Origin of the sequence: uncultured Bifidobacterium sp., from assembly GCF_949292005.1 — a bacterium.
Lineage (GTDB): Bacteria > Actinomycetota > Actinomycetes > Actinomycetales > Bifidobacteriaceae > Bifidobacterium.
Map to the genome: position 1 here is coordinate 1 of NZ_CASEXV010000008.1, position 26,935 is coordinate 26,935.

The window sequence follows — 26,935 nt, forward strand, 5'->3', positions numbered from 1 at the left end:
AGAGCAGGAATTGGTTGTTTTTGTTCTTATCAAGCCGCTTTTTGGAGATGAGGGTGGTTCGTGTTTTCGGTTTAATGCCTATTCTTCCAGATTTTTATTGGACATATCTTGAATGAATGGGAAGGGAACCTGGGGAGCGTGACAGCCGTTTCGAGCTGATGCGCATAGTCTCGATGCTGCTGATACACGTCTGCCATTTCGCCAGCCATGCCGGCCGGGTCTCGCGGATCCACGGAGGATGGGAGGGGGCGCTGGCGTGCCTGCTCTCGCAGAACAGGCAGATCGGCGTGGTCATGTTCCTCATGACGGCCGGCTGGTTCCTTGTCGACCGGCCCTTTCGCTGGAGGACCGCTCTGTGTATCCAGGTGTTCGCGTATTCCGTCACGGTCTTCGCCGCCGTCTCCGTGGCGGTGTGTACCTGCTGTACGAGAACCCTCTGGGGCGCGAGGCGCTGTGGCTGCTCGTCAATCGCAGAGGGCATCCCCCACGCCGATCCGAAGGAAGGGACGGGAGGTGATTGTGGAGATTAACGGACTAGTGGCGCGTGTTTGCCGATACCGTCAGTACAGTGTCTCGAAGATGCCGAGCACCTGCTCCTCGTCCAGCGGGACGAAGCAGTTGCGCATGAGTCTCTGCTGCGTGGTCATGACGCGATGGGCGAATTCGGGGAGGTCCTCGCGGGTCACCCCGTACTCGTGCAGCGCCTTCTTGGGAAGAAGCCTGTTGATGAGGGCTTCGAGCCTGTCATAGACCTCGCCCTCATCGCAGTCGAGGATGCGCGCGAGGAAGGCGTTCATCGTGGCGATCTCGCCGTCGGATCTGATCGACATGTAGCAGCGCAGCACTCCGGTGAACATCGCGTAGTTGGATTCCCCATGCGGAACGTGGTATTTGCCGCCGAGCTGATAGCTCAACGCGTGCACGGCCGCGCATCCGGCGATGTCGAAGCTGATTCCCGCGTAGTTGCTGGCGATGAGGAAATCCTCCATGAGCTCGTTGCGCCGTGCCCGACGCCCCTCGCTGCCGGCCTCGCCCGCGTTGGCCACCTTCCGATAACCCTCGACGATCATCCGCATGGCCTCATATCCGAAAAGTCGTGTGTATGAGGTGGCGTTGGGGGACAGGACCGACTCCACGGAATGGACGAGCGCGTCCATGGAGCTTGTGGCGAAGACGTGGTCGGGGAGACCGTGGAGCAGCTCGGGGATGAGGACGGCGTGGTCGGCGAACATCTGGGGGCTCGAGATTCCCGCCTTGGTTCCCAGACGCGTGCGGTTGATGGCGGATATCTCGGTCGTCTCGCTTCCGGTGCCGCACGTGGTGGGGATCAGCACGAGTTCCGTGGACCGCTTGAGGTCGGCGATGCCGTCGATCACCTCGTCGATGCCGCGACCTCCTGCGATCGCGATGACCTTGGCGACGTCCATCACCGCTCCGCCTCCGATGGCGATGATGCGGTCGGCGTGATAGGGCGTGGCATCGGCGATGACCTTGTCGATCATCTCGTCCGTGGGCTCCTGGTTGCCGTAGTCGTCGAGAAGAAGAGCGTGGGCGCCGTTCGACAACGGTTCGATGAAGGCATTCCAGATCGGGTGGATGCTGATGATGAGATCATGGGATGACGGTGCGAATTCCTCGGCGAACTCGCGCACGGTGGCAAAGCGGTGGATCTCCCGTGGTCCGACGGCGAAGAGTTTCATAAATCCTCCTTGAGAGATGGTGTCGGGCCGTGCCGGCTAGGGATACGGCATGGCCCGGTCGCATCATACGCACATGACGCGTGCGTATGATGCGGGGTCTGGTGGTGTGGTGGAGACGTTCAGCGTGTGCTGTTCCTGACGATGATCGCCTTGAGCGTGTCGAGCGCCTCCGTGAGCTCCTCGTCGGTGATGACAAGCGGTGGCAGGAGGCGGATCACGTTGCCGTTGATGCCGCAGCTGAGGATGATGAGCCCCGCCTGCTGGCAGTCGGCGACGATCTGCCCGACCAGCTCCTTGTTGGGCTCCATCGTGCCGGTCTTGACGAATTCCACGGCCTGCATGGCGCCAAGACCGCGAATCTCCGCCACGGTGTCGACGGTGCCGACGAGCTCGCCCAGCGACTTGGTGACAAGCTCTCCGATATGCTGCGCCCGATCCGCGAGACCCCTGCTTTCCATGAGGCCGACGGCGGCCAGTGCGGACGCGCAGCTGACGGGGTTTCCGCCATAGGTTCCGCCGATGCCTCCGGGCTGCACGCTGTCCATGATCTCGGCGCGTCCCGTGACCGCGGAGATCGGCATCCCGCCGCCCAGAGCCTTCGCGGTGGTGATGAGATCGGGCTCAAGGTCGAAGTACTCGGAGGCGAACCACTTCCCGCTGCGGCAGAAGCCCGCCTGGATCTCGTCGGAGACGTACAGGACGCCGTTCTCGTGCGCCCATCGGTTGAGCGTCGTGAGGAATCCCTTGGCGGGGACCACGAATCCGCCTTCTCCCTGCACGGGCTCGGCGATGATGGCGGCCACGTTCTCATGGCCGACGAGCAGCTCGATCTTCTCGATCGATGCGCGTGCGGCGGCGACGCCGTCCTCGCCGAAGCCGTCACGCAGCGGGTAGGAGTAGGGAACAGCGTAGATGTCGGGGGCGAACGCGCCGAATCCGCGCTTGTAGGGCATGGACTTCGTGGTCATGGCCATGGTGAGGTTCGTGCGACCGTGGAACGCGTTCTCCATCACGATGATGGCGGAGCGTCCGGTGTATTTGCGGGCGATCTTCACCGCGTTCTCCACGGCCTCCGCGCCCGAGTTGAGCAGCACGCTCTTCTTGGGAAAGTCCCCGGGGGTGTGCTCGGCGAGCTTCTCGCACACGTCCACGTATCCGGCGTAGGGCGTGGTCGCGAAGTTGGTGTGGGTCAGCTTGGCGGCCTCCTCCTGGATGGCCTTGACGACCTCGGGCGCGGCGTTGCCCACTCCCGTCACCGCGATGCCGGCGGCGAGGTCGATGAAACGATTGCCGTCGACGTCCGTGATGGTCGATCCCGAGGCGTGGTCGGCGAATATCGGCATAAGCTGTCCTACGCCCGCGCTCACGTATTCTCCGTATCGCTTCTGCAGAGCGACCGACTTCGGCCCGGGAATGGCGGTCGTGATGGATCGGGCCACTTGGGGAACGGCGATTGGTGATGACATGATGTGTCCTTTCCTTATATATCTCTCATTGGCTCTTAGGTGTGGTTCTGGTGGGTCCTATACGGTTGCGGCGCAACCCCGAACAGGGTGGACGCAAGCGGCGCCCGTCGGGTCGGATCAGGATGCGTCGATGCCGTCATACTGTGGAGGCGTCCGGTGGAATCCATGCGTGATGAACGCCAGGACGATGATGCCCACGCACAGCCAGCTCACTCCCAGAATCAGCGCGTGGGAGTCGAGATGCACAAGAAGATAGGCGCAGAACAGGGCTCCCAGGACCGGAAGCACGATGTTGCGCGGGACGCCTCCCGGCATGGTCCTGCGACGGGTTTCTCCGTCGGCCGTCGCGTACGACACGATCACGCAGACGTTGACGAGGGTGAAGGAGACGAATGCTCCGAAGTTGACGAAGGACGTCGAGGTCGCCACATCAAGGAACATGGCTATCAGACCCACGACCGCGACGGTGAGAATCCCTCCCACCGGCGTCGCGAACCGTGCGTTGAGCCGTCCGAAGAAGCGCTTGGGGAGCACGCCGTCGCGTCCCATGACGTAGAGGAGACGTGAGGCGCTCGCCTGAGCCGCGATGCCCGAGGTGAACTGTCCGAAGCACAGTCCGGCGATGAATACGGCGGTGAAGAGATTGCCCCCCACCTGGGTCGCGACCTCGTAGGCCGCCGATGAGGAGTCGGCGAAGGATCCGCCGGGATGTACGAGCTGGATGACGTAGGAGACCACGATGAAGATCAGTCCGCCGACGAGGGCGATGAGCATGATGGCCCGAGGCATGGTCCGCTGCGGGTCGTGGGTCTCCTCGCTGAGAGTGGTGACGGCGTCGAATCCCAGAAAGGAATAGGCCGCGATGGCACCCCCGGCGACGATCGCCGAGAGGGACGACCCCTCTCCGACGAACGGCTTGAGACTGATGAGCGCGCCGGCCCCTCCCTGCGTCGCCACGGAGCGGATGGAGAGCGCGACGAAGAGGATTATCACCAGGGACTGGAAGATCATGAGAGCGAGATCGATCTTGTCGGCGACGTTCAGGCCGGCGATGTTGATCGCCGTGGTGAGGATGATGAATCCCAGAACCCATGCCCAGATCGGCACGGAGGGGAACTGCGCGTTGAGGTAGGAGGCGCCGATGAGCCATATCACCATCGGCAGGAACATGTAGTCGAGCAGCACGGACCATCCGGTGAGGAAGCCCAGTCGCAGCCCGATCGTCCGTCCGACGTAGGTGTAGGCGCTTCCCGATGTGGGGTGCAGGACCGACATCCGCCCGTAGCTCGCCGCTGTGAACAGCATGGCGATCGTGGCCATGACGTACGACATGGCGCTGGCTCCATGCGAGGTCTCCGCGATGACGCCGAACGTCCCGAGGACGATGATCGGAGTCATGTACGCCAGTCCGAACAGCACCACGGAAGGAAGCGTCATGGTGCGTTGGAGGCGCGTGCCTGTCTTCCGGTCGATGGTGAGCGCGTCCGGAAGAGGCGATGTGGGGACGGCGGTCCCGGAATTGTCTGCCGTTGACGCTGCTGTCATGATGTTCTCCTGACGATGGTGCTGAAGTGATGCGATGGGATTGATTGTGTGGCTCGTGTGGCTCGTGTGGTGGATGTCCGTCATCGTCGGGGAGCCCACCGTGTCGAGCTGATCGACCCGTCGTAGAGTGGGAGCGGAATCGGAGGGTCGTCATCCCGGAACTCCTCCCAAAGTTTGTTGCATCCTTCGGTCCCATCGTTTCTCACCCGCCGTGCGTGGTCGAGGTTGACGGTGGTGATGAGAAGCTGTTGTCTGGGGCCGGCAAGATGGGACAGAACGTGGCCTTCGGGGTCCACCAGCAGGGAATCGCCCATGCCGTCGGGCTCGGCCGCGTTCACACTGGCCATGTACACCTGGTTCACGATCGCGTTGGAGCGTGCGAGCACCATCTCCTGAAGGCGGTCCCTCGTCGTCGTGCGCACCGTGTTGACGATCATGTCGGCACCCAGCCATGCGACTTGGCGAGATATTTCCGGAAACCATGCGTCGTAGCAGATCGTGAGGCCTATCCGGCCCTTGCCGGGGATGTCGACGACGGTGAAGGACGTTCCCGGCACGTAGCCTTCGTGTGGGCGCCACGGGCAGATTTTGCGGTAGGAAGCCACAAGCTTCCCCTGCGGAGAGAGGACGACGGCGGTGTTGTGGATTCCGCCGTTTTCTGCCTTCTCGGGGAGAGTTCCGGGGATCAGCCAGATGCCAAGTTCGCGCGAGAGATCTGAAAGAGACCGGATGAGATCGTCGTGGAGGTCCGTGGCCGCGTCGAGCTGGAGTCGCTCCGACTCCGTTCCGTCGACCCCGGGCGTGCCGAACAGATGCATCTCCGGATAGACGATGAGCTGTGGATGTGCCCCCGATGTCGCACGGGATTTGGCGATCGACATCACGGATCGCGCGAAGGAATCGAATGGCGTGCCGATGGGGAGTTGCGCGTATTGAGCCAGTGCGATAGTCAGAGCCGTCGTATCCGCTGCGGTGTCCATCGTCGCCTCCTCCTTCAACGGTCATCCGACGATGCCGTTTGGTGTGGTTGTTGAGCATCACGCTAGATGCGGCCGACGTGCGTGTCTGTGGACGATGTGGACAAAACTCTTCGATTTTGTGGACACGGTGGTGTGATTGGGATGCGCGGACTTACGTATGGAAAGGCGATGGAATGGCGATAACGCTTAACGACCTGTTGTCCACGGCCTATCTGCGGCTTGGTCTGGTGGTGAGGGGGGCTCCGGGGGCTTTGGATGAGCCGATATCGTGGGTTCATCCCACCGAGCTTGACGATCCGACCCCTTATCTGCAGGGAGGTGAGATCATACTCGTTTCGGGCGTGGCCATGGAGAAGGATGCGCCGTCGCCCTCTCAGCGGGGTTATTCGCAGAGGCTGGCCGACAGACAGGTGTGCGGTCTGGGATTCGGCGTCGACGTGATCCGCTCCCAACCGCCCGAATGGTTGGTTCGCCAATGTGAGGCCTCGGGACTTCCCCTTTTCGTGGTTCCGCTGGACACCCCGTTCGCTGCAGTGTCAAAGGTGATATCCAGGGGAATCCTTGACGATCAAGGACGTGGCTTCGCGGCGCGGTACAACGAGCAGCAGCAGCTGCTGCGCGCCATACAAACGCTCAATCCGGTCAGCTCGATTATCGATTGTCTCTCGCAGGTCATTGGAGGCTGGGCCTCTCTGCTGAACCCTGCCGGAACGGTGGTGGAATCGTCCCATCCCTTCATACCCGTCGATCTGGGCATGCTCGGTGAGGCCATCACCTTCAGTGCGGTGGGGCAGGCCAGATTCATGAATGTCAAAGGGTATGACGTGGCCGTGTTCCATGTGACGGCGCCGGCGGGGGAAACACTGGGTTTCCTTGTCGCGGGATGCCGTGGAGCCACGGGCGCGTTGGACCACTCCCTTGTCGCGTCCGCGTCCCTGCTTCTGTCGCTCGCCGTGACCCCCGTCGCCGATGCCGACCGGTCCCTGGGACGCCTGCGGTCGTCGATGATTCGGGCCTGTCTGGAAGGTGATGCCCAATCGGTGCGGCCCTATGCCGGGGATCTGTGGAACGACGTGCCGGCCGAGCCTCTGGCGGTTCTGCGCGTCGTGGGGGAACGAGACGCGCTGGAGTCGGCGGAGCGTCTGGTGGAGCCGTTCCATCGCTCGCTTGCCAAGAACCTCCATCCCGTTCTGTTCGGCGTGGTCGAGGGTGATCTGTGGATTATCGTCTCTCAGTCCACGGCGGGGGTCTGGCTGGGGCAGTTCGATCGCGACTCGCGATTGAGCATCGGATGCTCTTCCGGCTGCATTTGGAAGGATCTTCCCAGAGCTCGTCATGAGGCGTATCAGGCCTGCTCAGAGGCCATGGTTTCCGACGAGCATCTTGTGATCTATGGGAAGGAGCGCGGCGTCGGGGCTCTTGAATCAATTGTGGATCCTGCGCGGATACGCGCCTTCGCGGATCTGCGATTGGCTCCCATATCCACGCTCCGGTTCAATTCGTCGACGGGACCCCATACCTCGTCAGTGGGCGGCTCTGCCAGTGGCGCGATTATCCAGGCGACGGACCTGCTGTCGTGCTGGTTGGAGCATCGGGGGAATTCGGAGGCCACCGGCGCCGCGTTCGGCCTTCATCGCCATACCGTGGGCAAGTATCTTTCACGTATCTCAGCGGCTTTGTCGGCAGATCTCGACGATCCCGCCGTGCGTGCCGAGCTGTGGTATGCCTGCCGTTTCACCCGTTTTGGTTCGCATCCTCACGCCGGAGGGGCTATGGGCGTAGAGGATGGCTCATGAGGCTGTCCGATGCGTTGATTCACCGCCTGCCGCGGATTGGACGAGAGGGGGAGATAATGATAGCATTTCATTCACTAACCAGTTAGTAGGTGAAACGGAGACGTGGAGACCTGCTTCTGAAGGCGATTCAAAGAGGAATCGGTGGCGCGTTCGTCGTTGAACGTGCCAGTGAAAGGAGTGGTCATGGACGAAAGCTATATGCCGGCGCAGCCGCTGCCGGATGCCGCGGTAAAGACCGGCCCCCGCGAGTCCCGCTCGCGCATCGGGGGCGAACGTTGGAAAGTCCCACACGGGAGATGTTCCCGCTCTGACCCCCAACGAGCGGATCAGATTCATCGCCGGATTCATTCTCTGCGGAGTGCTAGGGGCCATGGCCTTCGCCGCCGTGAATCAGGTTCTGCTGCCGCAGCGATTCAAGGATGCGGGCATGTCCCATCCGGAGTCTCTTGTCGCGAGCCTCAACGCGGCCGGAGCCTTGGTGGCTCTGTTCGCCAATGTTCTTCTCGGTGCGTTCTCGGATCGCAGTAGGTCAAGAGTCGGACGGCGGACGCCCTTCATAGTGGTGGGGTCCCTGGTCGCCGGAGTCAGCATCTATCTCACCTATGCATTCACCACGCCCAGCCTGATCATTCTTTTATGGTGCGGATTCCAGCTTGGCCTCAACGCTTTGCTGGCTCCGTTCGTCGCGACGATGTCGGATAGGATCCCCGAGAACGGCCGCGCGACCATGTCGGCGGTGTATGGAATCGGGCTGTCCATCGGCGGTGCGATTGGTGCGACCGTGGGCAAGATCTTCATCAACTCCCAGCAGGCCGGCTTCCTTCTTGGCGCCATCGCCTTGGGCGTCACCGGAATCCTCGTCACTCTGATCTGGCCGAAGGAGCCGTCGGCGAGGGATATCCCCAAAGAGCGCTCCGGGGCGTGGTCGGTGCTCCGCTCGTTCATTCCGCCGACGCGGGACTGCCGGGATTTCTACATCGCGCTGGTCGGAAGACTGCTTATGATGATGGGCTACTACGCGACGATGGGAATGCTTCTCTACGTGCTCGAGAGCTATGTGGGGCTGGGGAAGGACTCCGCCGCGTCGACGCTGGCCATCATCTCCGTCATCAATATGGTCGTGGCCGTGGTCGCCTCTCTCATCGCCGGATACATATCCGACCATTTCCAGCGTCGAAAGGTTATGGTCCTCACATGCGCGGCCGTGTTCGCGGTGTCGTTCGTCTTTCCCTTCTTCTGGGCCGAGCCCTGGGCGATGATCGCATCGGCGGCAATCGGTGGATTCGCCCTGGGTATCTACAATGCCTGCGACGGAGCCCTCAATGTCGATGTTCTGCCCAGTAAGGACGAGGCCGGCAAGGATCTGGGATTCCTGAACCTGTCGAACACCGTCGGCCAGGTTCTGGGACCGATCGTCGCCGCCCAGCTCTTCCGCTCACTGGGAACATTCCGTCCCATCTATCCCATAGCTATGGCCCTCGTGCTGGTGTCAATGCTTTTCATCGTCCCCATCCGCAAGGCGCGGTGACCGCAATCAGAGAAAACCGAGAGAACACGAGAGACAATCCAAGGAGAAATTCATCATGACAGCATCATTCGACGTGAAAAACCTGACCCTCGACGAGAAGGCCAGCCTGACATCTGGAGGGGATCTGTGGCATCTCCAGGCCATTCCCGCCAAAGGGATCCCCGGATGGATGATCACCGATGGACCTCACGGACTGCGCAAGGCCGTCCGCAGCGACACGGCGACGGACCAGTCGATTCCCTCGACGTGTTTCCCGCCGGCCGCCGGACTGTCGTCGTCGTGGGACCCGGATCTTATCGAGGCCGTCGGCAGGGCGATGGCCGAGGAATGCATTCAGGAGCAGGTGGGTGTCATCCTGGGTCCCGGCGTCAACATCAAACGCAACCCTCTGGGGGGCCGGAGCTTCGAGTTCTGGTCGGAGGACCCGCTTCTTGCCGGGGTCCAGGCCAACTCTTTGGTGGAGGGAATCCAGTCGCAGGGAGTGGGAACATCGCTTAAGCACTTCGCCGCCAACAATCAGGAGAGCGATCGACTGCGCGTGTCGGCCAGGGTGTCCGAACGGGCGATGAGGGAGATATACCTTCCCGCGTTCGAATACGTCATCAAGCACGCGAACCCGTGGACGGTCATGTGTTCGTATAACAAAGTCAACGGTGTGTACTCCGCCCAGAATCATCGTCTGCTCACCGAGATACTGCGTGACGAATGGGGATACGGCGGGGTCGTCATGAGTGAATGGGGAGCGTGCCATGATCGCGTGGCCTCCCTCGCCGCCGGACTCAATCTTGAGATGCCGCCATCGCATTCCGATGATCAGATAGTCAGCGCCGTGCGTGAGGGACGTTTGGATGAGTCCACTCTGGACGCGCGCGCTCAGGAGCTTCTTGATCTGGCCGCAAAGGCCGCTCCCGCCATGTCGCGTGAGGGGTATCGCTACGATCCCAAGGACCATCAGAACGTCGCCCGCGCCGCCGCCCGGGAGTCGATGGTTCTGCTCGCGAACAGGAACGGTGTCCTTTCCCTGTCCGATGGCGACGACTTCGCCGTTGTGGGTGAGTTCGCGAGAACACCACGCTATCAGGGCGGCGGATCGTCGCATATCACGCCGACGGAGATGTCGAGCTTCCTCGACGCGTTGGGCAAGCGGGGCATCGAGGCCGAGTTCGCTCCGGGCTTCACTCTGGATGACGCCGACCAGGATGAGGCGCTGACCAACGAGGCTTTGGAGGTCGCGTCCCGGCACGATGTGACGATCGTGTTCGTCGGGCTTCCGGAATCCACCGAATCGGAAGGCTACGACCGTAAGACGATGGACATACCGGCCAAGCAGATCAAGCTGCTCCACGGGTTGGCGGCGGTCGGTTCCCATCTCGTCGTCATACTGTCCAACGGCTCGTCCGTGGTCACGTCCACGTGGCAGAAGGACGCCGACGCGATAATCGAGGGATGGCTCCTTGGCCAGGCGGGTGGAGACGCCACTGCGGATGTGGTCTTCGGGGACTGCTCCCCCTCGGGAAAGCTCGCGCAGAGCATTCCGGTTCGGCTGGAGGACGACCCCTCGTACGTCAATTTCCCCGGCGGAGAGGGAACCGTCGACTATGGTGAGGGCGTCTTCGTGGGATACCGCTATTACGACACCGTCGGACGTGAGGTGTCCTTCCCCTTCGGCTTCGGTCTGTCGTACACCACATTCCGCATCGATGGTCTGCGGGTCGAGGCCCAAGGCCCATGTGGCGCTGATGTGGAGGTCACGGTGACGAACACAGGTTCGTGCTCCGGCGCCGAGACGGTGCAGCTCTACGTCGCGCCCAAGGGACCGTCGCCCGTGGCTCGTCCCTCTCATGAGCTGAGGGCCTTCGAGAAGGTCGCCCTTCAACCCGGCGAGTCCCGGAAGGTGTCGTTCGACCTTGATTCACGTGCCTTCGCCTACTGGTCCGAAGCCCGCCATGACTGGCATGTGGAGGCCGGCGACTACGGCATCGAGGTCGGATCCTCAAGCCGTGACATCAGTTGCCGGGAGGTGGTGTCCATCGAGGGCGACGGCAACACCCTCGAGCTGAACGATTTCTCCACCTATGCCGAGTGGATGGCCGATCCGGTGGGAGCCCCGATTCTCACACGTGCTCAGGAGGGGTCCGATTCCGAGCGTGTTCAAGGCATGCTGCGCAATCCGAAGGTCCTCTCGTTCATTCAGGACTTTCCCCTCACCATGCTGGAGGCCTTTGGCGGTTCCGACGTGGCGGCGGTGTGCTCGGCGGCCCTCGCGGAATACCATCGGGCGCGTGAGGCGCGCAGGTCCTGACGGAGGGGGATTGATCGCAAAGGCGTGACGGCTGTCGCGGCGAGGTTCATCTCATATGATGCGCCCGCCGCGGCAGCCGTTGCCAATCGGGGCTGGGTGATCGTTGTTTCTCTATCGTTTCTCTATCGATAATCGTCCCACAACGGACTGGGGAAGATGATCCCCTCACAGCGGGACCACAGCTTGGTCAGAGGGATGGAGTCGTCACGCAGCCAGCGGAGCTGAATCCCGTCCATGGCGCTGTTCGCGGTCGCAAAAACGTTTTCCAGATCCGTTCCCGGCGGGACCTTCCAATCGATGCGGCTGAACTGCCTCCACAGAACGTCCTCGCGACGGAGGAAATAGTCGTGCGCCGGATGCGTGGGCTGCAGGGCCTCGGCGCTGAGAACCGAGAAGAGTCTGACCATGTCTGGCCTGCTCTCGTTGATCTCCGTCGTGCGTCTGTACAACACGGGAATGTGCATGGGGGCCGATTCGGCGTCCTTCCCGTCAATCGTGGAGGAGCCGCGCAGAAATCTCCACACCGGATTATCCGCGTCATATGTCGACTCCAGCACCATCGTCATGAGCTCGTTCTTGTTTTTGACGTAGTGCAGCACTCCGGCGTTCGTCATGCCGACGGCATCGGCTATCTGATGGAGTGATGTCCCATAGAACCCATACTTGCCGATGAGCTCGGTGGCTGCCTGAAGGATCTGCTTCAGACGTTGGTCGTGGGTCTGCTTGCGCATGCCGAAATGCTTGCGTTGCGAGGAATCGCGAAGCGCCGAGCCATGGTCGTTATCCATTGAACCCTCTCCAGTGTGGACTGCGCCTTATGGTACGCCACAACATCATCAAAGGGGAGGGGGAACTCGCGTCATGCCGATGTCATGGCTGCGCTGCGGCGGAGGGAGGATCGGTCAGAAGGTTCTTCGTGACGTGCGAGCCTTCCGAGTCGGACCATCTGAGGGTGATGGGCGATTCGTCGTTACCGACGCCCAGAGACGCCGATGGTGTGAACGTCAGGCTGGTGGAGGTCGACGCGCCGGACCACTTCAGAGCCAGGGAGCTGGCGGAGTCGCGCTCGAACGAGAACTCGCCGTTGAACGCGTCAAGAGTGTTGCGGAAACGGCATAGCGCGTTAAGGGAGCGGACCACCGGGCGACGGAGATTCTCGTCGATTTCGTGGGTGCTGTAGTAGTGGCGGTTGATGTCGCGCCCGACATTGGTGCGGCCGAGGAGATCGAGGTCGTTGGCGCCGGCCATTGCCCCGACATAGTAGACCTGGGGAACTCCCGGGAGGAAGAACTGGATGGCTCGCGCCGCCAGATAGTGCTGGTCGTTCCGTCCCAGAGCGGAGTAATACGTGGAGTTGATCTGATACAGATCAAGGTTGCTGGCCGCGGCTCCGGTCGCCGAGAGGGACTCCCCGTGCGTGTTGCTGTGGATTGTGGTGACAAGCCGGTCGACGTCCTTGTCGGGTATGAGTCCAGCGACGCTGTGGTCAAGCTGGTCCGGCCCGACGTCAATGACGCCGATTCCGTCATGCGTGTCCAGAACGGTCACGGCGTTGTTGGGCCGGACCTCCGTCCAGTGGGCGAGTGCCGATACGTCACCGGTGAAAAGAGAGTGCAGGAGGAGTGGCGGAAGGGCGAAATCATAGACGCGATCCACCTTCGATGCGATGTCGATCTGCTTGCGGTAGTGGGAGTGGACCTCGATGAGGGTTTCGAGTCCCCGGTCATCGGCCTCCTTGCGGATTCGCGCGATGAGGCCGAAGGTTTTCTCCGTCATGAAGCAGCTGGTGTCAGCCTGCTTGGCGCCATATCCTACGGCGTCCAATCGGATGGAGCTCACATGGCTCGCGCTGAGGCGGTCGAGGATGGATGTGAGATAGCTCCATCCCTCTGGGGAATCGGTGTCGATGTCCACCTGCTGGGGGGTGAAGGTCGTCCACACGAGCCGGGTGGTTCCCGCCCAGGAGTAGTGGGTGAAGGGCAGACCCGGGCGTGGCCTGTAGATTCCGGCGAGGTGCTCTTCCGTCGCCCCGTTGGGGAAGACGCTGGACATGGTGAGGAACATGCTGTGGTAGGGGCTGTCCTGACCGCGGGCCAGAACGTCCTGGAACTGTCGCGACTTCCATGACATGTGGTTGACGATGGTGTCGACCATGACATGGTGGGTGCGCGCGAGCTCGGCGATGTCATCCCATGTTCCGAGCCGAGGATCCACGGTGGTGTGGTCCACGGGGTCAAATCCCGCGTCGGCCCCATCGAACGGTGTGAAGAAGGGGAGTATGTGCACTCCCTCGTACACTCCGGAGAAGCGTGAACGGAGGATGTCCGTGAGCGAGGAGATCGTGCCGTCGCCGAATCGGTTGGCGTACGTGATGAGCTGCACCCTGTTGCCCATAGAAACTCCTTTGTGTCGAACGGGTTCGATACTACGCCAGACCTGGGAAAATGACAACAAAGGCATTGGGGGCGTGTCCTACTGATATGCCCCGCCGCGCCTATACTTGATCCGAGTCGGGTGGGCCGTCGCCGGGGATGGAGGGGATGCCCGCCAGTGGGGGCTGACCCGCGGTTCCGGTAAAAACGATGTCCCGATGCCCGTGGTGTGAGAGGGCGTGAAAGGGACCGGTGAAGTGAGAGAGCATGTGTCGATCGATGGGGCGCTGCGGTCATACGATGAACTTCTATCCGGAGCGTTAAAAGGCCCTGACGGGCATCCCACATCAGCTCTTTTCGTTGGGGGATCTCCCCGGAGCGGGAAAACGACTTTCGCCACGCGGGCCGTGGCTAGGGCGTGGACTGCCGAGGTCGTCATGACGGACGGGGGCACCACACCTGACGGGAGGGATGACCGGTCGTCTTCCCGCATCGAGGGCATCCCTGCGATGCTGATCTGCTCCACCAGGTTGGCGGCCCGTGGGATAAATGCAACCCTGCTTGGACGTATCGGGCACACATCGGTGCCGAGAGTGGCCACCACCCTTTCCGCGCTGGCTTTTTCCGTCGTGCAGAGGTCGCGGATGGAGCGGGGGCTCACCGTCCCCCGACTGCTTAACGGAGCCGAGCAGGAATCCGTGTTGGATGATGTTCTTGACGCGCACCGTCGGCATGCACGCGCCGGGGAGCTATGCGACACGTGCCGTGTTCTTCTCGATTATTTCGCCGCCGGGGGAGCGCTCGGCGCGGTCCGAGGGAACGAGACTGACGCGGTGTCCGTGGATTCCGGGAATCCCGTCGGAACCACCGAGGATGTGTTCGACAGATGTCTGACATCGGGTTTCACAGGCCAGTTGCGGGACATACTGGCCCGCATGAATGAGGTCGGCGCGACCGCGGAGAAGTGGGAGACGATTGAAAGGTCGCTTGGCTCCCGGCCCATCGCGGATGAGGCGCGTCGACGTCTCGCGCAGCAATGGCGGTTGGCGTTCGTGCTGAGGAACGAATACGCGGCGGAGATTTCGCGGCGCTTTCCCGATGAGTTCCGGATGGATTCCTCGTATCTTCTCGTCAGCGCCACCGCGGAGTTGCGTAATCACAGCGAAAACTGTCGTGATGCCATACCGCAGGTGATCGTCGTCGATGATGCCCAAGATCTGACCATCGCCGGAATGGACCTTCTTCAGATCGCCTGTGATGGGGGGGCCAAGGTCGTTCTTGTGGCGGGCAACGACGAGGCGGTCCAGACCTTCCGCGGATCGTATCCGGAGTTTCTGCACCGGCGCGCCGTCATGCCGCGAACTGGGGATGCCCCAGGTTCGAGCGAGCCACCAGCCTCTGTGGATGCCATCCGATCCGACATGGGACGGTTAAACGCCGCGTCGGTGGAGTTGGACCCCCCAGACGAGGGCCGCGAACCCAGCCAGATGGAGATTGTGGCATCGCGCGTGTCCCTTTCCATAGGCGCGGATGAGGAGGGTCTGGATCCCATTCCCGACAGGACGGGCAAATGTCCCTTCCACGCTGGTTCCCTTTCCCCCGTCGGGGCGGATGATGCGCCGGGCCGCGAAACCACGGACCAGAGATGCCACGTGGTCGCAACGATCCGTCCCTCCGTGACCAGAGAGATGGATTCCGTCATCGCGTCGCTGATTGGCAGCGTTCTCGAAAGTTCCTCCGATGATCGTGCCGATGCTAGGGATCCATCTGAATCCGGCGCAACCCATCGGATGTGGAACGACATGGCGATTATCGCCCACGACAACACGACGCTTCATGCATACGGCGATCGTCTGAGGGCATTGGGGGTTCCGATCCGATACTCGTCGGTGACGCGCTCTTTCGGTGATGACCCGCTGGTTCAAGGGATACTGTCCCTGATAGAGCTGGCCATGGTGAGAAACGCGCGTGGAGGCATTCCCGCGTCCCTTCGGCGCTCCGTAAGAGAGAACGATTCGCGCGATTCCTTGGTGTCGCGGCTGCTGTTGACCTATCTGTCCAGTCCGCTTGTGGGCGTTGACATGGGCATCGATTCGACGGGAGTGGAGAGGTCCCGCCGAGTGCGGATGGCCGCCGTTCGCTCTGCCGTGGATGCCGTCCGGTTGATGGCCGTGGCCGTGGACGGAGGTGCCGCAGACTCCGGCACCGCTGACGATTCCCGTATGATGGCGTTGCTTCCACTGTCGCGTCTGTGGTCGAAGACAGCGGTGTCTTCAGGGACGGGTGATGGCGGATCCTTTCCGGCGCAACCTGTTGATGGCATTGCACCAGATACGACGGCAATGGCCCCATTGATGCCGCGTCACACCAATGACGAGATTCTCTCCCTTGTGGTGTGCGACTCGCGCGGGGAAACGCGGGAGGGGGAGGACTCGGATAGGGCGTTGGCTGCCGATGGCGTGGTCCACGTTATGACCGCGTTGGGAGGATCGTCGCCCGATGTGAAGGCCTTCGTCCACGCATTGTCGATTATTCGTAACGTGGCCGACGATCTGCTCCAGAAGCATGGCAGCGAGCCGACGTCCGCCCTGTGGTCGGCATGGTCGCATAGCGGGGTCGCGCAGCGCTGGCAGATGCGGGCGGTTGGATCCGGTCAGGATGCGGATCTGGCGAACGACCGGCTCGATATGGCGGTGCGGCTTCTCGACTATGCGGCGAATCGCGGAACGATCAAAGATCTTGGTGCCTTCCTCGAGCAGATCGGAGATATGGATGTGGTGGCCGATTCCTTGGCGAAAACCGCTCCTGTGGACGACGCCGTGACTTTGACGACTCCCGCGGGGGCGGCCGGGCGGGTCTGGCGTTATGTGTGGATACCGGGAATCCAGAGGGATGTGTGGCCGAATCTGGCGAGAAGGAACGCCTTGTTCGGCGCGGACGATCTGGCCGATCTGATGTTGCGTGGACGCATTCCGGCATTGGAGGATGATGATGGCGAGCGTGCCCGTCTTCTATCGATTCTTTACGCCGAACAGCGTGCCTTTCTGGTGGCTGTGACGCGTGCCACCGAGCAGGTGTCTCTCAGCGCGGTGTCGTCCGTCGGAGATTCGGCGACGGCCACCGTTCCCTCGGATTTCCTGCGTGTGTATCTGCCCGAGATCGTCGGATCCGTCCCTGAGGACTTCTCCGGACCGGATGAGGGGGCGGAGGGCGTGGCGGTCCCAAGCAGCGCGGACGCTTCCGGTGCTGTGACTTTGAGGGGTCTTGTCTCGGCAGCCAGGGCCATTGTGGCCATCGAGGCCGCGAAACGTGTCGATGGCCAGCCTGGGTCCGGCGCTGCTGGCGCTGACTGCGCTGTGAGTGCTGATGGGCGCTCGGACGAAGTAGCCGACGCCATCGAGGCGTTGAGAATCATGGCCTCTCCCAATCACGAAGGATGGGAGGGCTATGGTCCAGCGGATGCGCGCAATTGGTTCTTTACACACTACGGCGATGGGTTGGCACAGGGGAGCACGGACGCGCGGAGCGAGCGGACGTCTCAGCCCGCGGTGTCATTGAGCCCCTCGATGGTCGATTCCATCTGGGACTGCCCAGTCTGCGCTCTGCTCGACCGGGCGATGTCCGGGCCGACGCAGTCAGGTGTGAGCATGTCGTTCGGAACCATCGTCCATCGGGTCGCGCAATGGTGTTCCGAGGAGGGGTTTGACAATCCGGTCCGGACCTCCGATGGCACCGTTCCCACGTTATCGGACTCGGACAAAGACTCCCGCATCGAGGACATCACCGCGCGGCTTGTGGACAAATACCGTGAGTTGAGGGGGCCTCTGGACATGGACGGCGCCGCCGAGGATCTTGTCGGAATCCGTCTCAACGACGCCAGGGTCCCGGACATCATGAGGAACATCGCCACGTATGTCGTCAATGCGGGGTGTGAGGGATACGGCGAGAAGGCACAGGCCAGGATGGGAGATCTGGTGAAGGTCGATGCCGAGGTCTCGGTGGGATCGACATTCACCCTTGATGACATCACGGAGGCATACAACTCCGTGTCGCAATCCGCTCCGGTCACACGTGAGGAGATGTTCTCGATACTCGACGCGCTGGCCGGCGGTTTCGCGGAAGGATTCGATCCCCAAACCGTCATCAAACTGAATGCGAGGATCGATCGGCTGGAACGTCGTCATGACGGCATAGGTGACTTCGCACGGGTTATCGATTACAAAACCGGAAGGCGCAGGCATTCCGGAGCCCAGAATTTCTGCGATCTCCAGCTGGTGTGCTATCAGCTGGCCCTGCATTTCTCGCGTGATGATCAGGTCGTCTTTCCTCCGGTCTCATCGGCATCGCTGTTCGATGTCGCGTCAGCCGACGCGCCGGGGAAGGACCACAGAAGAGAGGAGTGGGCGGCTCAGCCACCCCTGTTCGACGGCGATCATATCAACGTGAGGACCGCCCGGAACATCAGCACGAAGAAGAATCCCGACAAAACGGTGCTGGATGATTTCTTCGCCGACCCTCCCAAGCTCGACGTGCGCCCTCCGGCTGTCGGGGAACAGGCGTGGAACAGGGTTCTGTCGGATCGCGACTCCCGCAGCTACGGATTCTGGAGCCTGTGCATGATCGCCAGGGTCTTCTATGCGGCTTCCATAATGGACGCTTCGAGAATTCCGCGTCGTCAACCATCCAAGCAGCATATTGCCTATTGCCGCCACAGGACGCTGTGTCCCTGGTGCTCGGACGAGATAGTGACCGTGATGGGACGGGAGGAGGAGCGATGAGCGAGGCAGTGAAATCATCAGCGCGACGGGGAACGACGAGGGGCTTCATCCCAACCGTGGAGCAGGCGGCGGTGATCGACGCGCCGGCCGATGAGGATGTTCTCGTGATCGCGGGAGCCGGCTCCGGCAAAACGACGACGATGACGCATCGAATAGCTGCTCTCACGGAGCGTGACCATGTTTCCCCTGAAAGGATTCTGGGGCTCACGTTCACCAGAAAGGCGGCGGCTGAGCTGTCGACGAAGATCGACGACATCATACTTTCGCGGACATCGCAGAATTCACATGTGTCCGCTTCCTCCGCCGATTCCCTCGATTCGTCGGCGTTGGCGGGATTGGTGATGAAACCGCATATCTCCACCTACGACGCGTTCTTCCAATCGATAGTTTCGCAATACGGTCTTCTCGTGGGGATGGATCCGCGGACGCAGCCTCTGAGCGATGCAGGATCCATCCAGATCATCTCGGACATCATCGCACGCAACATCGATGTCTTGTTCTCTGATGCCCTCTCCGAAGGCGATCCGAAGGATGGAGGGGATTTCGGTGGGGATTCTCCCGTGAATGCCGGAGCTGTCGATCCCCTGGTCGCGGAGGTGAGGGGTTTGTCCCAGAACATCGCCAGTTCGATGATCGACGAGAGCTGCTCCACGATGGAGGAGGCCATTGAATCCATCAGGTCGTGGGACCAGAAGTTCCTCAGGACACTTCAGCGGCTGCGGCCTGTGGGAGTCCCAGCCAATGAGGTCTGCGCAAGACCGAAGGCTCCATCGCGCACTCCGGCGCAGGCGAGGAAGCTGGATATGGAGCAGTGGATGGAAAAGGAATGGGATGAGAAGATTGTTCCCTATCAGGCGGATGTGGTGGACTATCTGGCCGCCAAAATCCGTCGCCGCGAGCTTCTACTCACAATCGTCGAATGGTATCAGGAGGAGAAGCGGCGTCTCGGCGTGGCCGAGTTCAGCGACTTCACCATAACGGCGCTGCAGCTGGTCATGCGCTTTCCCTCCATCGGAGGCTATTATCGGCGACGTTTCAGCCATGTGTTCCTTGACGAGTATCAGGACACCTCAACCACCCAGGCCACGTTGCTGGCGGCTCTGTTCCATCCCAAGGACGGAAGCGGGCATTCCGCCGTCACCGCGGTGGGAGATCCCTATCAGTCGATCTATTCGTGGAGGGGCGCGTGCCCAGGGGCGTTCCGTCTCTTCCTTCAGAAGTTCGACGTTCAGGGTGAGCCGTTCAAACTTCTGACGTCACAGCGCAATCCGAAAATCATTCTGGATGCGGCGAACCGACTGACCGAGGACTTCCGCACCCCGGATTCGTCGGGCAGCGTTCCCGTGGACATGCGGGAGGTGCCCGTCGATACGTTGAAACCTGCTGAGGCGGCGTCGAAGAGGGGGATGCTGCCTCCAGCCCTCTCGGTGATGGGATTCCAAACCAGAGAGGAGGAGGCCGACGCCGTGGCGTGCTTCGCGCGGGATGCGGTCTCGCGCTGGAGGGATTCTGGCGGACAGGACGGCGCAGGATCGCGCAGTCCCGTGGCTATTCTGTGCCGGTCCCGCGCATGGATGGATGATCTCGCCAAGGCACTCAGGTCCAAAGATCTCACGTATGCGATGGTCGGGAACAATCCGTTGATGGACCGACCTGACATGTCCGACATGCTCGCACTTCTCAGGGCGGCGGCCGATCACGCGTCCTCCGCGACGCTGCTCCGGCTGCTCGCCTCGCCTCGTATGGGAATGACGGTGGACGATCTGAAGATTCTGTCGTCCGCCGCGGGGGCGGCGAACACCGATTATCAGTTCCTCGCGTTGCGCGAGGCGGGTGTCGTCGACGCTTCGACAGCCTCCTCGCCGCGGGAGAGGGCGAACGTCGTGAGAAACCTTCGTGACGACGTGTCCTTGCCGACTGGAGTGTTCCTAGCGGATTTCATACTCAGTGAGGACTGTGACGGAGCGTTGTCGTCCACGACCATGAGTCAGCAGGGACGCGCCTGTGTCAGACGCGTGGCCGGCATGCTGCGTCGTGTCGAGGACGCCGCGAGGAGCTCCATCGCCGATGCCATCAGAATGGCCGCAGAGGTTCTTGATTTGGACATCGATTCCGCTGTCGCCTCCGCGGTGGGGGATTCCGGGTGCCGTGCCGTTGCCGCATCGTATGCCGATGCCGTGGATGTCGTCCTTGGGCAGGTGGATGCCTTCGGGCGGGAGCTTCCCTCCGGACGGCGCGGCACGTTGTCCGGCTTCCTGTCATGGCTGGACGCGATGACACGGGATCCTGATGGTCCTGCCACCGACGTCGAGGCCGATGTGGATGTGACGCTTCTGACGATTCATCAGGCCAAGGGGCTTCAGTGGCCTGCCGTGGCCGTTGTCGGGCTTGCCGATGGCCTATTCCCATCGAGCACCGGCGAGAAGTTGAGCGTGACCGTCGAGGGGGATGGCCAGTGGTCACAGGACTTCGTGCCCCGTTACCGCGCGACCAGCAGATGCTGGTTGGAGATTCCGAGCGATGTTCCCGCTCCCGTGCGCGCAGACAGGGAGATCCTTCCACGGTTCCCGCATAAGGGCTCTCTTCACGACATCGGCGATGCCCAGACCTTGGAACGCGAGTTCAGCGACTCCCTGAATGCGGAGAACTGCAACGCTCTGAACACCGGAGAGACGTTTCCCAGCCAGTGTGAGGAGTATGGGCGTCTACGGCATGAGGATGAGCGTCGTCTGGCCTACGTCGCACTCACCCGGACCCAAGGTGCCTCGCTGATGACCTTCTCGAAGCAAAAATCCAGCCATTATGGGGACGCGACGGAGACGGAGATCGCACGGATCGACGACAAGGGCCATTCCGGGTTGATTAGCCGTGCGGCATCCAATTTCTGGCAGGAGGTCCACTCGTTTTTCGCGCCGCGCGCCGAGGAGGGCGGGTTATCCCTGGAGAAGCGCGTCAGGGGAATCATCTCGAGGGAATCCCTTGACATGCCCGAGGGCTACCGGTGTCCGGTGGGATTCGCGCTGTGCGGTGATCGGAGGGCCGCGGATGGTCTTCTCGAGTCCGTCGCGCGGTCGAATGTCGATCTTGTCCGTCAATCGTGGCTGCGGGAGTCGGGCGATGAGGACTCGCTGCCCTGGCCGCGGGGGCTTGACCGGCGTATGCGGGATGTTCTGTCCATGAGTGCCCGGATGGTCATGGGCCGGAGCGGGGATGGTCCAAGCTCCGACGCTTCTGGCACGGACAACGATGGGGGGAATGGATCGTGCGGACCGTTGGCCCGTCGCGCGACGACGCTTATCCATGGCGTCACCGCCGAGGGGCGCATAAGAGGCGGCCGTACACCATCGTTGCTTGAACGCGTCGACCGCGTGAGGGAGCGTGCCAATCTGAGCACCACGACCATCGAGAAAACCCTTGCCGCCAAAGGGGACGCGAATAAGGCCGAGACGATGGCGCTCAGCATCCTTCGTCCCGTTCCTCTCCCTCCCGCCATGGCCGCGAACCGGGGGACTCTGTTCCATGAATGGGCGGCGGAATTCCTTGACGCTTGGATCGAGGGTGAGGTGGATGACCGAGGGGCCATGGTCGCATCCATTGACTCGGATCAGTCGTTGGATTCGGACGAACGGGCGTGGCGGCACCGTCTCGCGCAATCGCCGTGGTCTCGCCGCAGGCCCATCGCCGCGGAGCTGCCGATCGTGGCCATGGTCGATGACGGGTCGATCAACGGAACGATCGATGCGGTGTTTGCCGGTGGAATCGCTGATGAACGCACCAAAGCCGAGGGGTCGGTACCGTCAACGGGAGACGCGGGGACCGCGGATGATGTCCTGACGATCGTGGATTGGAAGACCGGACGCAAACCAACTGCCGTCGAGGATGTCGAGAATCGTCTCGTTCAGCTGGACATCTACCGTCTGCTTCTTTCGGGGCAGTTGGGCGTTCCGTTGGAGAACATCCAGGCCACGCTGTATTACCTGTCCGAAAAGGATCCGCAATCGCGCGCCATCCCCGCCCGGAACCGCACTCGTGAGGAGATCGTCTCCCTGATTCGGGAGGGTCGACGCCTCTCAGAGGTGAGGACTGAACCGACCTCCATCGGATGACATCGCGGCGAGGGGACGGGGTATCCTTGGATATCAGTGCCGGTGGCTCTCCGGTCGGGTCGAAAGGATGATCCGCCACATCGGTATGGCGTCTGGAGGGTTACGATGACCGTTGTCCTGCTGGTGGTTGGACTGATGATCCTCATATCATGGGCCGCGGCGTTTTTCCTTCGTTCGGTCGCCACCGCGGCCACCGTCATATTCGTGGTGTTCGTCGCCATTTTCATCGCAACCATCGCGGGGCATCGTATCAAGGCGCGCATTATCGCGAGGAAAAGCAGTCGGCTGGTCTCCTCATGGGTGTCTCAGACGCCACGGGATTAGAAGCGGCGTGGGATTGGCGGGATTGGCGGAGTCTTCGGACCAGGCTCCCGTGACGACTCCGGTTCGCCCTCTGGCCGTGGCGCGGTCCGTGGTCTCTTCCGCTGGCGCGCCCTAGCTGGCGTGTTCGGTGTTGAGTGAATTGTTCCTTTCACGTTCCTGTTCCTGGGTCTCACGGCAATCGAGGTCCTCGCCCTCCTTCTCGGCGATTTCGAACTGCTCCTTGAGCCAGATGCGTTCCGCGGGGTTCACGTCCATCATGTCCAGATACCGCTGGTACACGGGGTAGAACAGCCGTAACGCCGGGTAAGCCGCGTACAGGGCTTGCTCCGTACGGTGTCGGCGCCAATGCTCGGGGTGTGCGTCGAAGGTGTTGCGGAATCTCCTCATGTAGTTGTGGAACGAAGTGAAGGACGTGTCGATTCGCCGCGCGGATATTCCACAGATCATGCGGCGCGAGTAGACCGTTTTCATGCCTTTTCCGAGAAGATGCAGGGAGACGTCCAGATCCTCGTGCATCACGTCCTCCTTGTCGAGGCACACCTCATCGGCGATCGCTCTCCAAGCGGACGCGCGCAGAGCCATATTGGACCCGAAGAGCAGCACCTGGTCGCCGTCTGCCCTGTACGTGTGGCGGCGTACCTTGTCGTCCCCCTTGAGCCCCACCCGTTTGCCGGGCATGTCGTAGTAGACCACGGGTCCGGTGGCTCCCATCGCATCGGGGTCCTCGCTGAATATTCCGGAGACGACCTCCACCCAGTCGGGCTTGAGCATGCAGTCGGCGTCGACGCGCCCCAGAATGTCTCCGGTGGCGTGGTTCAGACCGAAATTCCGTGTGGGGATGAGGCCCTGGGACTCATCCTGATGGAGAAGTCTCACCGGCGAATCGGGATGGTCGCGGATGAAATCCTCCACGACGCTTACGGTGGCGTCGGTGGAGCGGTTGTCGACGACAATCACCTCATGCGGGGCGATTGTCTGGCGTGTGGCGTTGATGAGGCATGCGTTGATGCGCTCCTCCTCATTCCACGCAGGGATGACGATCGAGACGTTCAGCATGCTTTCAAGAATAAGAGGTGCAGTCTACAGCATGGATGATTCTCGCGCCGGAGGCCGCGCGACGGGCTGAAGGTCGCGGAAAACAAACTGTAGAATGGACGCCATGCGCTCTCATGACGACACCAAGATCGACCTCGCGTCGGTGTTCCCGTCCAGCGGGGACCCGCGCAGGCCTCCTGAATGGTGGGGACGGGCTCTTCTGTACACGGCCATCGCCGTTTTTCTGGCCATCTTCCTGTGGCGGTCGTGGGGGAAGGTCTCGTTCATTGTCCTCGACATCGTCATCGCCATATTCATAGCCCTGGCCATCGAGCCGCTGGTCGTGCGCCTGGTGCGCCACGGATGGAGACGTGGGGCCGCGGCGGCGGTCAGCCTGATCGGCCTGTCCATCGTCGTCATAGCGCTGCTGGGTCTTTTCGGCAACATGTTCGTCCAGCAGGTCATCGCGATGGTTAAGGGCGTTCCGGAGGTCTACGACCAGGTGCGCGATTTCGTCTTCTCGCACGCCGACATCACGCTTCCCGAGAAGAGCAGCGTGGGAGGGGAGATTCTCAGCAGCATCCAGACGTCGTGGGTGACTGATGTCGCGGGACAGGCTTTGAGCACCACGATGGGCATGTTCAGCGCGCTGCTCGACCTCCTTACCGTGGTTATGGTGGCGTACTACGTTTCGGCGGCGGGGCCGAAGATGCGCAGAAGCCTCTGCCAGTGGCTGGGGCCAGTCAGTCAAAGGCGTTTTCTTCTGGGCTGGACCGTCGTCCAGGACCAGATCTCGGGTTTTCTGTTCTCACGCACCATCCTCGCAGCCATCAACGCGGCCTGCATGGCCGTGTTCCTTGAGGTCATCCATGTGCCATCATGGCTGCCGCTGGCGTTGTTCTGTGGCATAACATCCCAGTTCATACCCACTGTGGGTACCTATATCGGCGGCGCCCTCCCAGTGGTTTTCGCGTGGGGCTCCAACGGGCTGATGTATGCCGTGGGTGTTCTTGTGTACATCGTCGTGTACCAGCAGATCGAGAACCTCATCCTCTCCCCGAAGATATCCGAGAGGACCATGGACCTCAACCCGGCGGTCGCGTTCCTGTCCGTCCTGGTTCTCGGGGCCATGTTCGGAGCGTTGGGAGCCTTCCTCGCATTGCCGGTCACGGCCAGCGTGCAGGCCATCCTCAAGGTCTATCTCAAGCGGTACGACCTTGTTGATTCACCTTTGATGGCCGATCCTGTTCCGGTGCGCAAATCGAAGGTCGTCGAGGGCGCTGAGGCGTTCAGCGAGCATGTCATCAGGCCTGTGAGCGATCGGATGCCGCGAGCCGCCAAGGGATCCACCTCCCGCGCTCCGATGAGCGACGAGCTGAGGCGTCTTCAGAACGATCTCTATCCGGAATCGTCGCTTGCCGATGCCGAGGAATCCATGACGGTCGCTATTCCCCGTGGAGCGTTGGCGTCTCATGGGACATCCGCGGGCGGGGTGAGACCGGGTGGTCGGGCGGATGGACGTGGCGGTCCGAACGGCCCGGAGGATTCCGCGGTGTTGAACAATGATGGCGGTGTCGCGGCCGGACCCGATACGGAAGGCGGCGCTTCTGGTAGTGGCGGCGCTGCCGACGATGGCTCCGCCGCTGGTCCCGAGCGGCCGATTAATGATGGAAATCCTCGATCGAGGTGGAGTTAGATGGTTTTTCTTGTCGTCTTGGATCTTCTGCTGATGGTTGTCGGAGGGGCCGGGGTTCTCTATCAGGGCATATGCATCGTGGCGTCGCTGTTCTCCCATGAGATCACTTTCCCCGCAGCACCCATGAACAAGCGCTACGCCGTTCTCATATCCGCTCGTAACGAGGAGCATGTGGTCGGCAACCTCATCGACTGCATCCGCTCCCAGACATACCCGTCCGATCTGATCGACATATGGTTGGTGGCCGACAACTGCACGGACGACACCGCTCGAGTGGCCCGGTCGAAGGGATGCCATGTGGTTGAACGCTTCGATATGTCGAAGGTCGGCAAAGGCTACGCCCTGACGTATCTTCTCAACAGCATGATCGAGAACGGTATGGCCGACGCATACGACGCGTATTTCGTCTTCGACGCCGACAATAAGCTTGACGAGCACTACATCGCGGAGATGAACAACGCCTTCCAATCTGGATTCAAGATTCTGACAAGCTACCGCAACTCCGTGAATCTCGCGGACAATTGGGTTTCATCGGGATCCGCGCTGTGGTTCATCCGCGAATCGCGATTCCTCAACAACTCTCGAATGCTTTTCGGATCGAGCTGCCACGTGGGGGGAACCGGATTCATGTTCTCGAAGGAGATCATGAAGCGCAATCGGGGATGGAAATTCCATCTGCTCACGGAGGATCTCGAATTCACCATGGACTCCGTTCTGCATGGAGACAGGGTCGGATACTGCGGGTCGGCCATCCTGTACGACGAGCAGCCGGTGACCTTCCGACAGAGCTGGAGGCAACGTCTTCGCTGGAGCAAGGGCTTTCTGCAGGTCTTCCGGTATTATGGCCCCGCGCTGATTCGCCGAGCGGTGAGGGAGCGAGATTTCTCTGCGGTCGACTTCACGCTGCTGCTGTGTCCGTTCACCGTTCTGGCCATAGTCCGTATGATTCTCGGCACGCTGTTCGCCCTGTTCGGTTTCGTCACGTGGTCGAGCCAATTGAGCGCGTTGACGGGTTGGGCATCCGGGATCCTCGTCAGCGTTCTGGCGATGATGGGGCTCGCCGCGTTGACCATTGTGGTCGAGAGGGACAGGATAGGCGCCAGCAACAAGGAGCTTCTCGCCTACGTTCTGAGCTTCCCCATATACATGTTCAGCTATGTGCCGATTTCCTTCCAGGCCGTGTTCTCCAAGGCCCAGTGGAAGCCCATCGAGCATCAGGGGCGGTAGACGGCGATGGCTTTCGGATGGGGAACAGGCGGCCGACCGCGCTTCCATCGTGGTGGACATCGTCCGTGTCCTGAGGTGGA

The 26,935-nt window shown here is 61.6% G+C and carries 16 protein-coding genes; 9 read left to right on the top strand and 7 right to left on the bottom strand.

Going from position 1 to position 26,935, the window contains the following annotated elements; translation table 11 throughout:
- The first annotated feature begins 116 nt into the window (after positions 1–116).
- On the top strand, positions 117–530 hold the full coding sequence (locus Q1X90_RS00240; protein WP_300765656.1) for a hypothetical protein: 414 nt from the start codon (positions 117–119) through the stop codon (positions 528–530).
- A gap of 30 nt (positions 531–560) precedes the next feature.
- Here the strand turns inward: Q1X90_RS00240 and Q1X90_RS00245 are convergent, their stop codons facing one another.
- The 4 genes from Q1X90_RS00245 to Q1X90_RS00260 all read right to left on the bottom strand — a co-directional run bounded on the left by Q1X90_RS00245 (position 561) and on the right by Q1X90_RS00260 (position 5,691).
- On the bottom strand, positions 561–1,700 hold the full coding sequence (locus Q1X90_RS00245) for a 4-hydroxybutyrate dehydrogenase (RefSeq protein ID WP_300765657.1): 1,140 nt from the start codon (positions 1,698–1,700) through the stop codon (positions 561–563).
- Between the two features lie 119 nt (positions 1,701–1,819).
- Entirely contained in the window at positions 1,820–3,166 is a 1,347-nt protein-coding gene (gabT, locus tag Q1X90_RS00250; RefSeq protein WP_300765658.1) for a 4-aminobutyrate--2-oxoglutarate transaminase, read from the bottom strand.
- 117 nt (positions 3,167–3,283) lie between these two features.
- Complete coding sequence (locus Q1X90_RS00255) at positions 3,284–4,711, bottom strand: APC family permease (RefSeq protein ID WP_300765659.1); 1,428 nt, start codon at positions 4,709–4,711, stop codon at positions 3,284–3,286.
- Between the two features lie 80 nt (positions 4,712–4,791).
- Positions 4,792–5,691 (bottom strand): carbon-nitrogen hydrolase family protein, encoded by a 900-nt coding sequence (locus Q1X90_RS00260; RefSeq protein WP_300765660.1) that lies wholly within the window; start codon positions 5,689–5,691, stop codon positions 4,792–4,794.
- Positions 5,692–5,864: 173 nt separating this feature from the next.
- On the opposite strand from Q1X90_RS00260, the gene Q1X90_RS00265 reads away from it, so the two are divergent.
- From Q1X90_RS00265 to Q1X90_RS00275, 3 genes are all read left to right on the top strand, one after another.
- Entirely contained in the window at positions 5,865–7,487 is a 1,623-nt protein-coding gene (locus Q1X90_RS00265; protein WP_300765661.1) for a PucR family transcriptional regulator, read from the top strand.
- Between the two features lie 358 nt (positions 7,488–7,845).
- Entirely contained in the window at positions 7,846–9,015 is a 1,170-nt protein-coding gene (locus Q1X90_RS00270; RefSeq protein WP_300765662.1) for an MFS transporter, read from the top strand.
- A gap of 55 nt (positions 9,016–9,070) precedes the next feature.
- On the top strand, positions 9,071–11,317 hold the full coding sequence (locus Q1X90_RS00275; protein WP_300765663.1) for a glycoside hydrolase family 3 C-terminal domain-containing protein: 2,247 nt from the start codon (positions 9,071–9,073) through the stop codon (positions 11,315–11,317).
- 122 nt (positions 11,318–11,439) lie between these two features.
- Here Q1X90_RS00275 and Q1X90_RS00280 read toward each other — a convergent pair whose 3' ends face one another.
- Both Q1X90_RS00280 and gtfA read right to left on the bottom strand, forming a co-directional pair.
- Positions 11,440–12,105: a TetR/AcrR family transcriptional regulator gene (locus Q1X90_RS00280; protein WP_300765664.1), complete on the bottom strand. Its 666-nt coding sequence runs from the start codon at positions 12,103–12,105 to the stop codon at positions 11,440–11,442.
- An 82-nt stretch (positions 12,106–12,187) separates the two neighbouring features.
- Positions 12,188–13,711, bottom strand: coding sequence for a sucrose phosphorylase (gene gtfA / locus Q1X90_RS00285; RefSeq protein ID WP_300765665.1), 1,524 nt, complete (start codon positions 13,709–13,711; stop codon positions 12,188–12,190).
- Between the two features lie 235 nt (positions 13,712–13,946).
- Here gtfA and Q1X90_RS00290 point away from each other — a divergent pair, with 235 nt between their 5' ends.
- The 3 genes from Q1X90_RS00290 (at position 13,947) to Q1X90_RS00300 (ending at position 22,897) form a co-directional block, all read left to right on the top strand.
- Entirely contained in the window at positions 13,947–18,467 is a 4,521-nt protein-coding gene (locus Q1X90_RS00290) for a PD-(D/E)XK nuclease family protein (protein WP_300765666.1), read from the top strand.
- Positions 18,464–22,573, top strand: coding sequence for an ATP-dependent DNA helicase (locus tag Q1X90_RS00295; RefSeq protein WP_300765667.1), 4,110 nt, complete (start codon positions 18,464–18,466; stop codon positions 22,571–22,573). The genes Q1X90_RS00290 and Q1X90_RS00295 overlap by 4 nt, the downstream gene beginning before the upstream one ends.
- A gap of 105 nt (positions 22,574–22,678) precedes the next feature.
- Positions 22,679–22,897 carry a hypothetical protein gene (locus tag Q1X90_RS00300; RefSeq protein ID WP_300765668.1) on the top strand — a complete coding sequence of 73 codons (219 nt, stop codon included), beginning with the start codon at positions 22,679–22,681 and terminating at the stop codon, positions 22,895–22,897.
- Positions 22,898–23,008: 111 nt separating this feature from the next.
- Here the strand turns inward: Q1X90_RS00300 and Q1X90_RS00305 are convergent, their stop codons facing one another.
- The gene (locus tag Q1X90_RS00305; protein ID WP_300765669.1) at positions 23,009–23,953 is read right to left on the bottom strand and encodes a glycosyltransferase family 2 protein; all 945 of its coding nucleotides are present in this window, start codon (positions 23,951–23,953) and stop codon (positions 23,009–23,011) included.
- Positions 23,954–24,056: 103 nt separating this feature from the next.
- On the opposite strand from Q1X90_RS00305, the gene Q1X90_RS00310 reads away from it, so the two are divergent.
- Both Q1X90_RS00310 and Q1X90_RS00315 read left to right on the top strand, forming a co-directional pair.
- Positions 24,057–25,628 (top strand): AI-2E family transporter, encoded by a 1,572-nt coding sequence (locus Q1X90_RS00310; protein ID WP_300765670.1) that lies wholly within the window; start codon positions 24,057–24,059, stop codon positions 25,626–25,628.
- Positions 25,629–26,855, top strand: a complete 1,227-nt coding sequence (locus Q1X90_RS00315; protein WP_300765671.1) for a glycosyltransferase family 2 protein — start codon at positions 25,629–25,631, stop codon at positions 26,853–26,855. It begins immediately after the preceding gene.
- The last annotated feature ends 80 nt before the right edge of the window (positions 26,856–26,935 follow it).